Origin of the sequence: Microcystis sp. LE19-195.1E (genome assembly GCF_027532095.1) — a bacterium.
GTDB classification, from domain to species: Bacteria; Cyanobacteriota; Cyanobacteriia; order Cyanobacteriales; family Microcystaceae; genus Microcystis; species Microcystis aeruginosa.
On the sequence record NZ_JAPZSZ010000121.1, the window covers coordinates 13,944 to 27,507 of the forward strand.

Genomic DNA, 13,564 nt, shown 5'->3' on the forward strand with positions numbered 1-13,564 from the left:
AGTTATGACAAGAGAATTTAGCAGTCAGGAGGAAAATCGATTAACTTCGATAATTTCCGTATATTCAAAATTATTAGGACTGCGTTTCACTAGAGAATAATCAACACCATGAAGATTAATTAAATCCTCTTGACAATCCGCTTTCGGAGAATTATAAACTAACACATATTCTTTACCAATATAGGGAGAAATCTCGGTTTCTACTTCTCCTCTCCATTGAGTTTTTGTCACTAAAACAATTAACTGATTGGCTAATTTAGGAATAGCGATCGCAACTTGCCGACGATAGATATGATCAAGACTACCAAAAGGGGAATCCATCACCAGAGGAAAAGTGCTGCTATCAATTCCCATCAAAGTATTTTTCTGACTCCATTCTCGCACTCGATCGATAATTCCCCCGATAAAAGATAAACTGAGAATCTGATTTTCTCCGGTGGAAGCTGCCACGGGAATGGCGAATCCTGTCGTATTTTCTAATAGTCTTACCTCGTAATCGGGACTAATACGGGGAATATAGGGAGTAAAAGAAATTGAGTTAAAGATTTCCTGTACCCGTTTTTCTAAGGACAAACGAAACTGATTTTCTAATCTCTGTCTTACCTCACTAATGCGATTAATTGCCTCTTGAGTCGCTAAACTACGTCGTTGTCCTAAATTATATTTTTCCTCTTTTTGTTGCTGTTTTTGTACCTGTTTTTGCAGGGATTCTAACTCTTTCTCATAGATATCTAGTTGATTTTTATTGCTGCCCTGTTCCAAGCGTAAATCTTTTAGGGAATCCTCGATCGCATCTAAGTGAGATTGCAGATTTTTAATATCTTCATCGGGATAATGGCGAAATTTATCCCGAACTTCATCTAATTCTGATTCTACTAAAGATAATTCTAAGCGCCACTGGTGAATATTAGCTTGATAATTATCCACTTCTTGCCAAAAATCTAAGACCCTTTTATCTATTTCTTTGACTGTGGAAGATAAGCGAATGGCCGCTTCTTCCACATCGGCCATTCCTGCTTTATTCATCCAATCTTGTACCTGTAAATAAGCTTGGCTATTCTCCTGTAATTCCTGGCCACAAATACATTTTTTCCGCTCTAATAATTGTTGGACAAATTGCTGTTTGATACCACTGGGTAATTCCCCTTGTTGTCGTAGGCGATCGATTAATTGCTGAAAATTTTGATTAATTTCTTTTAAAAAGACTTGATAAGCTTGCTGGGAAATTAATTTCTTTAACTTATCCTTAGTTCTGACTAAATCTTGCCGCAGATTTCTTTCCTGTTGTTCTAATTTTTCTTTTAACTGTTTTAATTCCTCGGCACCACTTAACTCTAATAAGCGATTAGTCACGGCTTTTTTTAATTCTTCCTGCTGGGATAACTGGTTAATAATATCCTGCTGACGCTGTTTTAATTTCTCGAAATCCTGCTCGATTTTACTTTCCTGTTTCAATAACTTTTTTAAATCCGATTCTCCTAAATCTTTAAGCTCATCTTGTAAAGATTTCTTAGCTTTTTTTAAATGCTCGATCGCTCGATCTAATACTTTAACTCCCAATAATTCCTTTGTATCCTCGGCGATTTTACCTTGGCTACTACTGCGAAATTGATGATCGATATATTCCCCATCAAAAAAGAAATAACGGTGTAAACTTTCGGGTAAAATTTGATTAATAATATCCTCTGGTGGTTGATTGGGTGTGTACCAATTGCCATCATCACCAGCGTAGAGCATATATAAACTATTTGAACCGTATTTAATTTTACTATTTACATCTTGGTAGGCGAAAAATTTTCGTTTTACCTGATAGCGTTTATTTTCATGTTCAAAGTTTACTTCTGCGGAACATTCTAGGGAGGTTCCCGTTGTTACTTCGGTAATTGCCCGTTTATTAACTAATAACTCTGGTTCGGCAAAAGCTGCTGTAAATTTTTCATAAAGTACCCAGGTACAAGCATTTAAAATGGTTGTTTTTCCCGCTCCATTATTGCCATAAATTACCGTTGTATTGCGAGAACTTGCCGCTAAATGTATCTCAGGAGTCTTACCATAAAATTGGCGAAAATTACATAACTTTATTGATAGTAGTTTCATATTTATATAGAGGGGAAGTGGGGAGGTGGGGAAGTGGGGAGACCACTTCGTGCGCGTTGCGGGGGGAAGTGGAGCATTTGGAGGAAATTTCCCTAAACCCCTAAATCCCTATCACCCTATCACCCCAAAACCCTATCACCCTATCTCCTGACTCCTGATAGCTAAAAGCTAATTATTGGATTACTTCTTTAATAATCGTTAAAACATCATCATTGATATTGCGAGGATTGCGCTGGTATAACTTATCTCTTTCCAATTTTAAAACTCGATCGATGATTTTTCGCACATCTTCAGGAGCGCTTAAAATTGGTTCTTGAATATTTTGCAGATTATTATCAGGATCAATCATAGGACAGGAGTGGGGAGATGGGGTTTTTCAGTGATCAGTAAACAGTAAACAGTAATCAGTGAACTGAAAACTTACATCTGATAACTGATAACTGATAACTGTTCCCTAAAATGGTGCTTTTGCCACTTGAGTAAACTTGCCAGAAACATCTCCTGATAGGGAAATATTATCGGGATTAAGAGTCATTACTGGTGCACCTGCGTTGAAATTCAACTTCGATAGATCGACCCAAATAACATTAGGACTGGTGCTTAATTCCAAGAAATAAAGCTTATTAGTCAGATCCATCGCCGTGCGGTATTCGGTATTGTAAATCCCGGAACCCTTGTAGGGTGCGCCGAAGGGGACTGAAACATTACGCGAGATCGCCATAATTCCTGCGATCGCTTCCCTTTGATTTTTTGGTTCTGGTAACATTTGTTGAAAATAGGTGGCGCGCACAAAACGATCAGTGGGGGAAACATTGCCCGGTAATTTAGTTTCGCTGCTGGGTGCGGAGAAATCCCACTTGTTCAGGAGGGCTAACTGTTCATCATAGGTGGGATCATTAGTCATCACCCGGTACTGGCCGCAGTGGTGAACTACCAGTTTACCATTGACATATTCGAGAATTGCTGAGTCACGACTGGCACTGGCATCCTCGATCGCCAAATGCAGCGTAGCTCGTATATTCTTGTGCTCCACCATCACCGGTTGAATATTTTCCATCAATTTCAAAGCTTCTTCGACAGTAGCGGCATTATCTAAAATGTACTGTCCCCAGAGTCCCGCTTGCACACCCGCTTTACTGGTATCCCGGAGTCCAAAATCCGTAGCATTTAGGTAGAGCAGATGAACTCCTAAGCCCTTTTCATTCACTCCGTCGGCAGTCCCGAGCCCGTAAACCGTAGTGATGACGCTACCATATTCTGATGTCCAACGGGCGGGATTTTCCTTAACTGCCACCTCAGAACCGATCAGTCCGCCATCCCGGTTCATTCCCCGGGGCAACACTGTTAAGATGGGTTCGGTAGATTCGGGCCAGTCCATTGTGCGACCAACTACCACCGCCAGTTTATTATTATTCCAGAGAATCCGAGTACAGGCCAAGGCCGGAGGTAAGCAAACACTGCCTAAAAGCAACATCGCTAAAGCAATAGTAACAATCGTTTTCTTCATTGGGAGACTCCTATAGTATCCTAGAGTTGAGCGATCGCCAAATTTTTTCTTAGACGATAACCCCAGAGTGATTTTCTATAGCGGTAAGTTTTCAGTTTTTAACTAAAATCCTACTATTCCTAGATTGTTGAGTTTAGAATTATTCCAATCTCAAGCCCTTATTGCTATCAAATCTCTTTTTTGTTCAACTCTGGGAGCATCTCATTTATGCAAGTGAGTAATTATACTTATCCCTAAAACTGGTTTCTAGCAAGGCTTTCAAAATAGCTTGACATAAAAACCTGATTTAGGGGTTACAAAGGTGAGATGCTCCCTCAACTCTCAACTCTCAACTCTCAACTCTTAAGTAAAAAATATTTTTCCCGTTAATTGCTAAACTTGCTGTATTTTTTTAATATTTACAGCCGCGGCATTTCCAACAAAATCCCGGGAGCATCTCATTTACGGAAGTGAGTAATTATACTTATCCACAAAACTGATTTCTAGCAAGGCTTTCAAAATAGCTTGACATAAAAACCTGATTTAGGGGTTACAAAGGTGAGATGCTCCCAAAATCCAAAATCCCTGCCAGGGTACGTTAATCTATTGCTAACGCACCCTCACCCTAGATTGTTTCTCTAAACGAAACTTAAATAGGGTAACTTTTGCGCGGTAGATTGAATCAGATCGAGATTTTGTAAAAGCTGTCCGCAGGTATCCCAACCCCCTTCTATTAACATCTGTCGGGAACCTTCATTCATAGAGACGGTAGCGACAAAATCCCCCCATTCCACCGTCATAGTTGTCAAGGAAAGATCGACGGGAATTTCGGGATTAGCTGCAATTAAATCCTGTAAATGGGCGATGGTTTTTGCCTCAGCAGTGACACAGGGAACCCCATTAGCGATACAATTGCCAAAAAATATTTCGGCGAAACTTTCCCCGATAATTGCTTGAATTCCCCAACGTAAAATCGCTTGCGGTGCGTGTTCCCGAGAAGAGCCACAACCAAAATTACCATTAACTACCAGAATTTTCGCCCCTTGGTACTGGGGTAGATCGAAAGGATGACTCCCCTGTAAAGCGGCTCGATCATCGGCGAACACCTGTTCTCCTAAACCTTCAAAGGTGATACAACGCAAAAAACGAGCCGGAATAATGCGATCGGTGTCAATATCGTTGCCTCGCAAGGGTAAAGCTCGTCCGGAGATGGTTTTAACTTGACTCATGATCTTTTTCTAACTTTTACTAGCAGTGATAAAAAAGGTGGTTGCATCTTGCCATACCCCCTGATCGGTGGCATTTTTCTCGATTTCTCGGCGATAATTGTTCACTAGAGTCGCAATTTCGCCAGCCGATAGGCGGTCGAAAGGGTTATCCTGAGGATGAAAATACTGCCCATACCAGAAGTTTTTGGCAGTTTCTAGGGGCAAATATCGACCTAATTGCTCGACATTGACCGATATATTGGTAAATCCCGCATTTTCCAGCAATTGATGGCATTTTTCTGGGGTGGCGATGGGAGTGTGCAGATTAGGCAACTCAAAACCATAGGTTTCGCGACAAACACCACTGATCAAGGGTAGGAAGTGGGATTCTAAATTATTACAGGAAAAAGCGACCGAACCGCCTTTTTTTAACCATTGATACCATTTTGCCAGCACTTGCGGGATATCGGGGAAAAGTGCGATCGCCAGAGAACAGGTAATCAGATCGAAACTAGACTCGGCAAAGTCAATGGCAGCTATATCGGCGTTAATTAGGTCAATATTCTCGATATTTAATGCTTCTAGCTTTTTTTCGGCTCTGGCAATCATTTCCGGCGTGAAATCAACCCCGATGACACTTTTCACTTTTGGGGCAATTGCGACCGCTATAAATCCCGTTCCCGTTGCCACGTCTAGCACAGATTGGCTTTTTTGTAAATAGAGATAATTTACTAATTTAAGGGCGCGAGCTTGCGTAAAATCGTTATCGTAATCGTGACGAAGGGCATAAAAATCAATCACTTGACGCTGATAATCGTTGCTCATCTTCTCTATTGCCCAATTATCGACAAAGACTGACCCAATTGACTTAAATTAAGAGCATGGCCGCCGGTAACTAGATAAACCGCGTCTGCTATTGTGCCAATTCTACGACAGAGATCGCCTAAACGATCGCGAAACAGACGACCGAGGGGATAAGCGGGAACCACACCCCAACCGGTTTCTTCCGCTACCAGAATAACATCAACCGCCGCGTTTTTGAGGGAATACAAGAATCGATCGCTAATTTCTAACCATTCAGCTGCCGACATTTCTAAACAATTGGCTACCCAAGTACCGAGGGAATCGATCAATAAACAGTGAGAAAATGGGCTATTATCAATAGTTTCGCTTAATTGTCGGGGAATTTCTTGGGTTTGCCATTGGGGGGAACGTCGCTGCCGGTGTCTTTCAATGCGATCGCACCATTCTTGATCTTTTTCATCCACCGAGGAGGTGGCGATATAAATAACGGGTTTTTGGCTGATTTTGGCTAAATATTCGGCCCATTCACTTTTCCCAGAACGGGCAGCCCCTGTAACTAGGATAATTTTTTCATCCACGATCGAGATTTTGGCAAATAACTACAGTATATACGGGAGAAAACTGTCCTATTCTCGATCATCAAAACGGTGAATATCATCATCTCCTAAATATTCGCCATTTTGCACCTCGATCATCACCAGAGGAATAGAACCGGGGTTTTCCACCCGATGACGGGTATTCATGGGAACGTATGTGGATTCTTTTTGTTTGAGGAGAGTTTCTTTTTCATCACAAATTACCCGCGCTGTACCGGAGACGACAATCCAGTGTTCACTGCGATGGTAGTGCATTTGGGTACTCATCTGATGGCCGGGTTTAATGACAATGCGATTGATGCGATACCGCGGACCTTCCTCCAATACCGTCACCGTTCCCCAGGGGGGAGTCCGCGTCATTTCTATGTCTTGGGGAGAAGGGGAGGGAGCATTAATTAAGTCATCCATGGCGGTGGTCTCCAAACTTGATTAACATTCTAGTGGACAGTCTCTGGTTTGCAGCTATTAGCTAAAGGTGTGTGGGGTGTGGGGTGTGGGGTGTGGGGTGTGGGGTGTGGGGTGATGGGGTGATGGGGTGATGGGGTGATGGGGTGATGGTGTGTGGGGTGTGGGGTGTGGGGTGTGGGGTGTGGGGTGTGGGGTGTGGGGAGAATAAATAAAAATAATCTCCTGTCTCCTGTCTCCTGTCTCCTGTCTCCTGTCTCCTGTCTCCTGTCTCCTGTCTCCTATCTCCTATCTCCTATCTCCTGTCTCCTGACTCCTGACTCCTGATCACTGATTCAAGAGGGCAATTGTTTAAAATCAAAATTTGTGTCTTTTCCCTTGACAGATGGCTCGGTTTGTGCTAGGCGATTAGCCATTTGTACCAGATCCACCCCGGTAGCTTGACGCAATTGTTCGGCAAAGGCAGTCATTTTCGGGACAAGATTACCATCACCTCCGTCCACTACCGTCACCGTTTGCACCTGCACTTCTGGGACACTAGCGACCATTAATTTCAGCAATAACTCCAATTTTTGGTATAAAAAGATGTTTTTAGCGTTATTTCCCGCTCCTTGCCAAGATGCCGCCAGTTTTTTGGTTCCTTCCGCTTGCGCTTTCCCCTGTTCGATAATTTTGGCCGCTTCCCCCCGGGCTTTTGCGATCGCTTGTTGACATTCCGCGGCCGCAGGGGCGATCACATCTGCTTGTAATTGCTGTTTCACCTGCTTAATTCGGGCGTTTTGTACCGCCACTTCGGCCTGTACTTTAGCTAAATCCGACATAACCACCGATTCTACCTCGGCAATCATGGCGCCGCGCTTAGTTTGAGTGTCGCGCACCCGTTTTTCTGCGTCAGCTTTGGCTATCTCTAAATCTTTTTGGATACGACGCAAAGCGGTTAGGCGTAGATTCTCGGAATCCTTGATAATCGATATTTTTCGGGCTTTTGCTTCTGCTATCCGGGCATCTCTCTGTAATTCGGCTTTTTGCTTCCGTCCGATCGAATCGAGATAACGCACCTCATCGGAGATATTCTGTATCTGCAAACTATCCAAAACTAAACCCAATTTTTCCAGATCCTGTTCCGCTTCTTCCAAGAGACTTTTGGCAAAAGCGATCTGATCGGAGTTCGCTTGTTCTGGGGTTAAATTGGCCAAGACACCGCGCAAATTCCCCTCTAGGGTTTCTTTAGCCAATTGTTCAATTTCCTTGCGTTTCTTGCCCAATAAACGCTCGATCGCATTATGAATAATCGGTTCCTCCCCGGCAATTTTAATATTCGCCACCCCGGTGACGATCAAAGGCACACCGCCCTTAGAATAGGCATTAACCACCCTGAGATCGATGATCATGTTGGTCAAGTCCATTCGATACACTTGTTCTAGCATAGGTAAACGAATACTGCTGCCCCCTTTTACCAAACGATAACCGATGGTTTTGCCCGTGGCCGTGGGACGACGACTGCCGGCAAAAATTAAGACTTCGCTCGGTTGACAGATGTGGTAATAGTTACGGATGACCAATAAACCCGCACCCGTCCCTAAACCGAAAACTCCCAGTAAAACAGCGATAATTTCCATAGATTTTATTACGGTCGATGCTCGGATCAAATTAACTAAATTGTATCCATCAATTTCCAACTTTGACAGACCAGTAGTCTAGTAGGGTGTAGGTAGGGTTTGCGGCAAAAAATTTTTCGTGGGGGTAGGGTGTGGGGTGTGGGGTGTGGGGTGTGGGGTTTTACCGATTTTCAGGTGGTCAATTACCTAATTTTCAGGGAAAAAGTCCCGGAATTTTCCCCCCAATCACTCCAATGGTCGGCACTTTTTGAGGTCAAAAAAGTCTAAAAACCTTATCCAACAAGGTTGTTAGATTTATTCAGCAAATCCTAGGTACATCGAAAATTAAAATAAGTTAATGATAGAGTAAAATCCTCTAGTTTTATGTTGACTTCAATCAAATTGCTTCTAAAATCTACACATAAGTACCTAAGCAAAATTAATTACACATATCTAACCACCTCTTGCCTCTTGCCTCTTGCCTCTTGCCTATCTTCACTAGGAAATTAATTTTGCACGACTACTTAACTTTATTCGTAGAGCAAATTATTCAATGTATGAATAATCTCAAAAAATCTCTCGGCATTTGTTGACCGTCGCTTCTTCTGCTGTGGGTATCCCCGAACCTACGAGTGTTCTTGGTTGTATCACACTAGGGGGTTTAATGCTACTAGGGGGTAAGTATCTAAGCACAATTAATTACACATCTAAGCCACTACTCCGTCAGACTTCTGCTGATGTGAGCAAACAGAGAACTGAAAACTCAAATCCGATCCCTAATAGCTGTATCCCGTCTCGGAGTCTCGGAGTCTCGGAGTCTCGGAGTCTCGGAGTCTCGGAGTCTCGGAGTCTCGGAGTCTCGGAGTCTCCCGTCTCGACTAGGAAATTAATTTTGCACGACTACTTACTGTCCGCAAAGCGAGAAAATAATGTCCCACCTCCAGAGAAGGCGCGGGTTTCCTCTCTCTTTTTTGAGGGGTTTTCGAGCCTTCAGCTTTCAGTATCTATCCCTAATTCCCGCAATCGTGCCGCTAGTTGTTCTGCTCGTTGTTTAGCCGCAGAAGCCTCTTGTTTAGCCGCAGAAGCCTCTTGTTTCGCCGCAATTAACTCCTCATCGGCCAGGGGAATTAACTCTCCTTCCAGCGTCAACCAGCGCAACCATAGCCGCTCAATCCCCCGATAGGAACCTTGCCACAAACCCAAGCTCAATTCCAGTTGAGGAATCGGTAAGCGTCCCTCCACTAAAGCTACGGGTTGGTAACGACCGCCTACCAGTTCAAACGCTTGAAGTTGGTTAGTATAGCGACTGAAAACCACATAGTAGGGAATCCGCAGAATCTGTTCATAAACTGTCCACTTAGTTGGCGGTTCCCCTGGTTGGCGTAGTTCTTCGCCTAAATCTTGATTTTCCGTACCTGGAGACAATAATTCCACCACAATCGTCGGAGAAACCCCTTCCTGCCAAATCACATAGCTTAAGCGCAGGTCATGGCCATCGTAGAGACGAGGAACACCGACCACCCCAAACCAATCGGGACGCTTGTACCATTGAGGGTGTCTGACATTGTAGTAAAGGTTGAGGTCAGCAGCGCTAAAAACTAGATCTGGTTCCCAGTTGGGAGGCTGGAAAGTCAGTAGTAATAACTGAGGTTGTAATAGGTGAAATTCGTCAGGCAAACCGGGTTCAAGTGGATTGTCACTAGGTAAATCGTACATCGTCGGCAAGGATTGCCGGGGGGAAAGGGGAGGGTCAGATTGGGGAATGGTGAAGCTAGGTGTAGTCATAATTTTATTTTAGAAAACGGGTTTCTGAAAGAAACCCGTTTTCTAAATAGCGGTGGGAGTATGTCAAACTAAAAAGTAAAGCTTAGACAGCCTATCTTTATCATGCCAGATCAGCCAATCTCGATCGCCCAATACTACCACGAGCGTACCAAATACGACCCCCAGACGATCGCCTCAAAAAGTAAAGGTCTTGATTGGAGTCAACAACCCCATCCCTTCAAAGAATACAAAATCGGTCAGACGTTCGATCTCAAACCCTACCTCTCCCGTCAAATGGTTCCCCAAAAAGGAGACTTTTGGCGACGTATATCGCGAATTTTGGGCTGTAGCTATGGGTTAACTGCCAAAATCGCCACTATGGGGAGTCCCTTGTACCTACGTTCCGCACCCTCTGCTGGTGGATTATACCCCGCCGAGGTCTATCTGATCTCCCGTGGCACGGAATTTTTACCCGCCGGTCTCTACAGTTACCAAGGTCAAAGTCACTCGCTGCTTTTATTCTGGGAAAGTGATGTCTGGACCAACCTACAATCTGCTTGTTTCTGGAATCCTGTTTTAGAAAATACCGATATCGCTGTAGTTACCAGTGCCATTTTTTATCGGTCCGCTTGGCGCTACGAAGATCGAGCTTATCGGCGTATTTTCCTCGATACAGGGCATTTATTGGGCAATATTGAGCTATCAGCCTCGATTAATGACTATCGCGCCCATTTAATCGGTGGTTTTAACGATATCCAGATGAATGAATTGCTTTATCTCGATTCCGAGAAAGAAAGTGTCATGACGGTGATTCCTTTGGCAGATCTGCTCAATATCCGGCAAAATCTCCCCCCTAGTACCACGGCACTCCCTTCGGCAACCACGACTCTTTATCCCGAAATTCCCGAGGGAGAATTATTAAACTCCCTACACCGAGCCACTATCATAGCTACAGATGAGAAGATAGAAGCAACTGTTACCCCCTCTAATTGGGAAGATAAATATAATTTTCCTTTTTGTCTAAAAGTTTCCGTGACATCCCGTCCCGTCAATTGGGGGGAAGATTTAATCGATCTGGAAAGTACGATTCTTAAACGCAGATCTACCCGCGCTTATAGTGGTGCTAGTCTCAGTTTAGACGAATTGCGAGCGCTGCTGCATTTCACCTATCAACCCCAAGATTATGCCGGCCAAAATCTCGATCCCAATCCCGATTATTTTGCTCTGGATTTATTGGAAACTTTTATCGCTGTTTCGGCAGTAACCGGATTAGAGGAAGGCTGTTATTATTATGCTCCCAAAGCCCAAGAATTGCGGCAAATTCGCTTTAAAAATTTCCGGCAAGAGTTACATTATCTCTGTTTAGGTCAGGATTTGGGACGAGATGCGGCCGCTGTGGTTTTTCATACGGCGGATCTGTCAAAAGCAGTGGCTAAATATGGCGATCGAGTCTATCGTTATCTTCATGCAGATGCGGGTCATTTGGGACAGAGATTAAATTTAGCGGCTATTCATCTGGGGTTAGGGGTTAGTGGTATCGGTGGTTTTTTCGATGATCAAGTTAATGAAGTGTTAGGAATTCCCTCCGATGAAGCAGTTATCTATATCACTACTTTAGGCCGACCGAAGGTTTTTTAGGGTGAGTTTGAACCCCTGAAGGAGTGACAAGGAAGTTGAGGTCATTGTACTCTGTACCTTGACCAGTTCACTTTCTCCCTTGGACGTATTTTGTTTAAAGGTTAATCCAACTACGGACCATCTGTCGGGGTTTTCCTGAATTTTTAAAAGCGGTTCTATTGTGGCATAAAAAGCGATTATTAACGTAAAATACATCACCTTTTTTCATTTTGAAGCGGACTGTATTTTCTGGTTTTGAAAAAAAGTCGTCGATGATGTCGAGTGTTTTTGTGATAGCTTCCGGTTGCGCTATTTCCAGTTTGGAGTAAGCGACTTCAATCCAGTACCGCATATAACGAAAAACCAGACCCTGAGAATCGGCTGAGAATAAGGGGAAATTATTCTTTTGAATAGCTTCTTGAGAATTAATCTCTCCAGGTGTAATAACATCGCGCGCCAAAGGTTCGTAAAGATAGGGAACTAGGTCTGTATGGTTTTGCCAGAAATATTGATACAAATTGGCGGCGTTTACTACCAGGGAATCTCCTCCCTCATCCGCGGCAGCAAGACACAGTAAGCCAACAATATCAGGGAAGTAGTTTTTGGCTGTACTATCGGTATGATAGCCAGTTTCTGCATTCGTCATCGAAACGGGTATAGCTTCTTTAGTGTAATCCATTCCTCGATCGATTACATCAAAAAAATAGCCATAGCGGTGGTTTAGCAGTCCAAAAATACGAGAAATAAAAGCATAAATTAACCGCATTTCCGTTTCTGTTAATTCCGGTTCTAATCGGAAAATAATTATTCCTGGTTCCTGGAGCAATTTCTCAAGAAATGGTAGGAAAAAATCAAGATTTTTATTGACTGTTTCCTGTCCTATTTCGTTGGGTTTTTCAAGCCATTTGTGATTGCTTCTTTTTAGTAAATATGAGACTAATGATTCTGGTAAATGAAAAAATAGTTGAGAAGGATCAGGCAATTTTTTCCAAGTCAGTAATGAAATATTAGGATCAGAAATCGGTATAATCATTTTTGAATTTTGAAAGCAACGTGAAGGGGAAGGTCAATGAGCGGAGTAAAAAATTCTGGGTCTAGTTCTAAATGTTCCTGATTAATTTTTAGTTCATAAACTTCTGGCATTTTTGTGAAGGCTGCTAAACGAAGAGATGTGAAGTAATCTTCCATAGTTTTATGAACACATTGCACGGCGACGGCTTTTCTATCTCTGCGCCAAATCTCACCGGGGAATAATTGATTGCGTCCGGAAAAATAGCCAGCTTTCGGTTTAAAATAAAAGGGAAACTTATCTTTTTTCAGAAAAGGTAAAGAGGGATGGGGGACGGCGAACAGGAAATATCCACAGAATTTCAAAAGTTGGTAGGCTTTCTGCATCGTGCTAATAGTTTCTGAAACATTTAAGTAGTTGAACAGAAACATAGCCAGAGCTAAATCGTATTGTTCGGACTCAGTTACCGCAAAATCACGAATATCACCAGTTTCATAAGAAGCATTAGTAATCTGATACTCGTTTTTTTGAATCAAGGCCTGCTCGATCATTTGCGATGAAATATCAATCCCATGAACATATTGAGCGCCTCGGTTAATTAACTCTCTTCCTACATAACCTTCCCCACAGCCTAGATCTAATATATTCTTGTTGACAATCGGTTCACATAAATCAATGACAAACGGACGCGCGGAGTAATCAGAAAGCAAAATCGGTTCTACTCGTTTCCAGTCTCCTGCGCTTTCGTCGTAAAGTTTTTTGGTTTCTTGTGTTGCTTTCATACCTATCTAACGTGATAAAATTTGCACTAATTTTGTTTTAGTCTAGCACTGTGCAAGTAATTAGGGCTTGCTGAAAAAGTCATTGAAAAGTACAGGTCTCTTAATCAATGATTTCACTTAGCTACAAGCATAAGCTTTAGTTGTTGATTAATTTTTAAGTTATAACTTATCCTAATCATTGACCGAGAAAAAGTGCTG

13 protein-coding genes are annotated in these 13,564 nt (G+C 42.8%); 2 read left to right on the top strand and 11 right to left on the bottom strand.

The features are described 5' to 3' along the window. Window positions 1–24 precede the first annotated feature (24 nt). From O9300_RS07315 to O9300_RS07350, 8 genes are all read right to left on the bottom strand, one after another. Window positions 25–2,097, bottom strand: coding sequence for an AAA family ATPase (locus tag O9300_RS07315; RefSeq protein WP_287970971.1), 2,073 nt, complete (start codon window positions 2,095–2,097; stop codon window positions 25–27). Window positions 2,098–2,269: 172 nt separating this feature from the next. Then, window positions 2,270–2,446, bottom strand: a complete 177-nt coding sequence (locus O9300_RS07320; RefSeq protein WP_002801627.1) for a hypothetical protein — start codon at window positions 2,444–2,446, stop codon at window positions 2,270–2,272. A gap of 105 nt (window positions 2,447–2,551) precedes the next feature. Next, window positions 2,552–3,604, bottom strand: a complete 1,053-nt coding sequence (locus tag O9300_RS07325) for a linear amide C-N hydrolase (RefSeq protein ID WP_287970975.1) — start codon at window positions 3,602–3,604, stop codon at window positions 2,552–2,554. A 617-nt stretch (window positions 3,605–4,221) separates the two neighbouring features. Next, window positions 4,222–4,812 carry a 3-isopropylmalate dehydratase small subunit gene (gene leuD, locus O9300_RS07330; RefSeq protein ID WP_002796901.1) on the bottom strand — a complete coding sequence of 197 codons (591 nt, stop codon included), beginning with the start codon at window positions 4,810–4,812 and terminating at the stop codon, window positions 4,222–4,224. Between the two features lie 9 nt (window positions 4,813–4,821). After that, entirely contained in the window at window positions 4,822–5,616 is a 795-nt protein-coding gene (locus O9300_RS07335; RefSeq protein ID WP_287970978.1) for a class I SAM-dependent methyltransferase, read from the bottom strand. A 5-nt stretch (window positions 5,617–5,621) separates the two neighbouring features. Then, a complete protein-coding gene (gene cobU / locus O9300_RS07340; RefSeq protein ID WP_125730507.1) occupies window positions 5,622–6,173 on the bottom strand; it encodes a bifunctional adenosylcobinamide kinase/adenosylcobinamide-phosphate guanylyltransferase in 552 nt (183 codons plus the stop codon). A 48-nt stretch (window positions 6,174–6,221) separates the two neighbouring features. After that, window positions 6,222–6,599, bottom strand: coding sequence for a phosphomannose isomerase type II C-terminal cupin domain (locus tag O9300_RS07345; RefSeq protein ID WP_287970981.1), 378 nt, complete (start codon window positions 6,597–6,599; stop codon window positions 6,222–6,224). Between the two features lie 332 nt (window positions 6,600–6,931). Continuing rightward, window positions 6,932–8,215 (bottom strand): flotillin family protein, encoded by a 1,284-nt coding sequence (locus O9300_RS07350; RefSeq protein ID WP_287733142.1) that lies wholly within the window; start codon window positions 8,213–8,215, stop codon window positions 6,932–6,934. 99 nt (window positions 8,216–8,314) lie between these two features. On the opposite strand from O9300_RS07350, the gene O9300_RS07355 reads away from it, so the two are divergent. Then, window positions 8,315–8,482: a hypothetical protein gene (locus O9300_RS07355; protein ID WP_287970983.1), complete on the top strand. Its 168-nt coding sequence runs from the start codon at window positions 8,315–8,317 to the stop codon at window positions 8,480–8,482. Between the two features lie 702 nt (window positions 8,483–9,184). On the opposite strand, the gene O9300_RS07360 is transcribed toward O9300_RS07355, so the two are convergent. Continuing rightward, complete coding sequence (locus tag O9300_RS07360; protein ID WP_287970985.1) at window positions 9,185–9,979, bottom strand: Uma2 family endonuclease; 795 nt, start codon at window positions 9,977–9,979, stop codon at window positions 9,185–9,187. 102 nt (window positions 9,980–10,081) lie between these two features. On the opposite strand from O9300_RS07360, the gene O9300_RS07365 reads away from it, so the two are divergent. Continuing rightward, a complete protein-coding gene (locus tag O9300_RS07365; RefSeq protein WP_287970986.1) occupies window positions 10,082–11,596 on the top strand; it encodes a SagB/ThcOx family dehydrogenase in 1,515 nt (504 codons plus the stop codon). 94 nt (window positions 11,597–11,690) lie between these two features. Here O9300_RS07365 and O9300_RS07370 read toward each other — a convergent pair whose 3' ends face one another. Continuing rightward, window positions 11,691–12,608: a TauD/TfdA family dioxygenase gene (locus O9300_RS07370; protein WP_287970988.1), complete on the bottom strand. Its 918-nt coding sequence runs from the start codon at window positions 12,606–12,608 to the stop codon at window positions 11,691–11,693. After that, a complete protein-coding gene (locus O9300_RS07375) occupies window positions 12,605–13,366 on the bottom strand; it encodes a class I SAM-dependent methyltransferase (RefSeq protein ID WP_287970990.1) in 762 nt (253 codons plus the stop codon). Before O9300_RS07375 ends, O9300_RS07370 begins: the two co-directional genes overlap by 4 nt. Window positions 13,367–13,564: the final 198 nt, after the last annotated feature.

What these genes read in the sequence shown, in the direction of transcription:
- O9300_RS07315 (WP_287970971.1), bottom strand. Translation starts at nt 2,097, where the DNA reads ATGAAACTACTATCAATAAAGTTATGTAATTTTCGCCAATTTTATGGT.
- O9300_RS07320 (WP_002801627.1), bottom strand. Translation starts at nt 2,446, where the DNA reads ATGATTGATCCTGATAATAATCTGCAAAATATTCAAGAACCAATTTTA.
- O9300_RS07325 (WP_287970975.1), bottom strand. Translation starts at nt 3,604, where the DNA reads ATGAAGAAAACGATTGTTACTATTGCTTTAGCGATGTTGCTTTTAGGC.
- leuD (WP_002796901.1), bottom strand. Translation starts at nt 4,812, where the DNA reads ATGAGTCAAGTTAAAACCATCTCCGGACGAGCTTTACCCTTGCGAGGC.
- O9300_RS07335 (WP_287970978.1), bottom strand. Translation starts at nt 5,616, where the DNA reads ATGAGCAACGATTATCAGCGTCAAGTGATTGATTTTTATGCCCTTCGT.
- O9300_RS07345 (WP_287970981.1), bottom strand. Translation starts at nt 6,599, where the DNA reads ATGGATGACTTAATTAATGCTCCCTCCCCTTCTCCCCAAGACATAGAA.
- O9300_RS07350 (WP_287733142.1), bottom strand. Translation starts at nt 8,215, where the DNA reads ATGGAAATTATCGCTGTTTTACTGGGAGTTTTCGGTTTAGGGACGGGT.
- O9300_RS07360 (WP_287970985.1), bottom strand. Translation starts at nt 9,979, where the DNA reads ATGACTACACCTAGCTTCACCATTCCCCAATCTGACCCTCCCCTTTCC.
- O9300_RS07365 (WP_287970986.1), top strand. Translation starts at nt 10,082, where the DNA reads ATGCCAGATCAGCCAATCTCGATCGCCCAATACTACCACGAGCGTACC.
- O9300_RS07370 (WP_287970988.1), bottom strand. Translation starts at nt 12,608, where the DNA reads ATGATTATACCGATTTCTGATCCTAATATTTCATTACTGACTTGGAAA.
- O9300_RS07375 (WP_287970990.1), bottom strand. Translation starts at nt 13,366, where the DNA reads ATGAAAGCAACACAAGAAACCAAAAAACTTTACGACGAAAGCGCAGGA.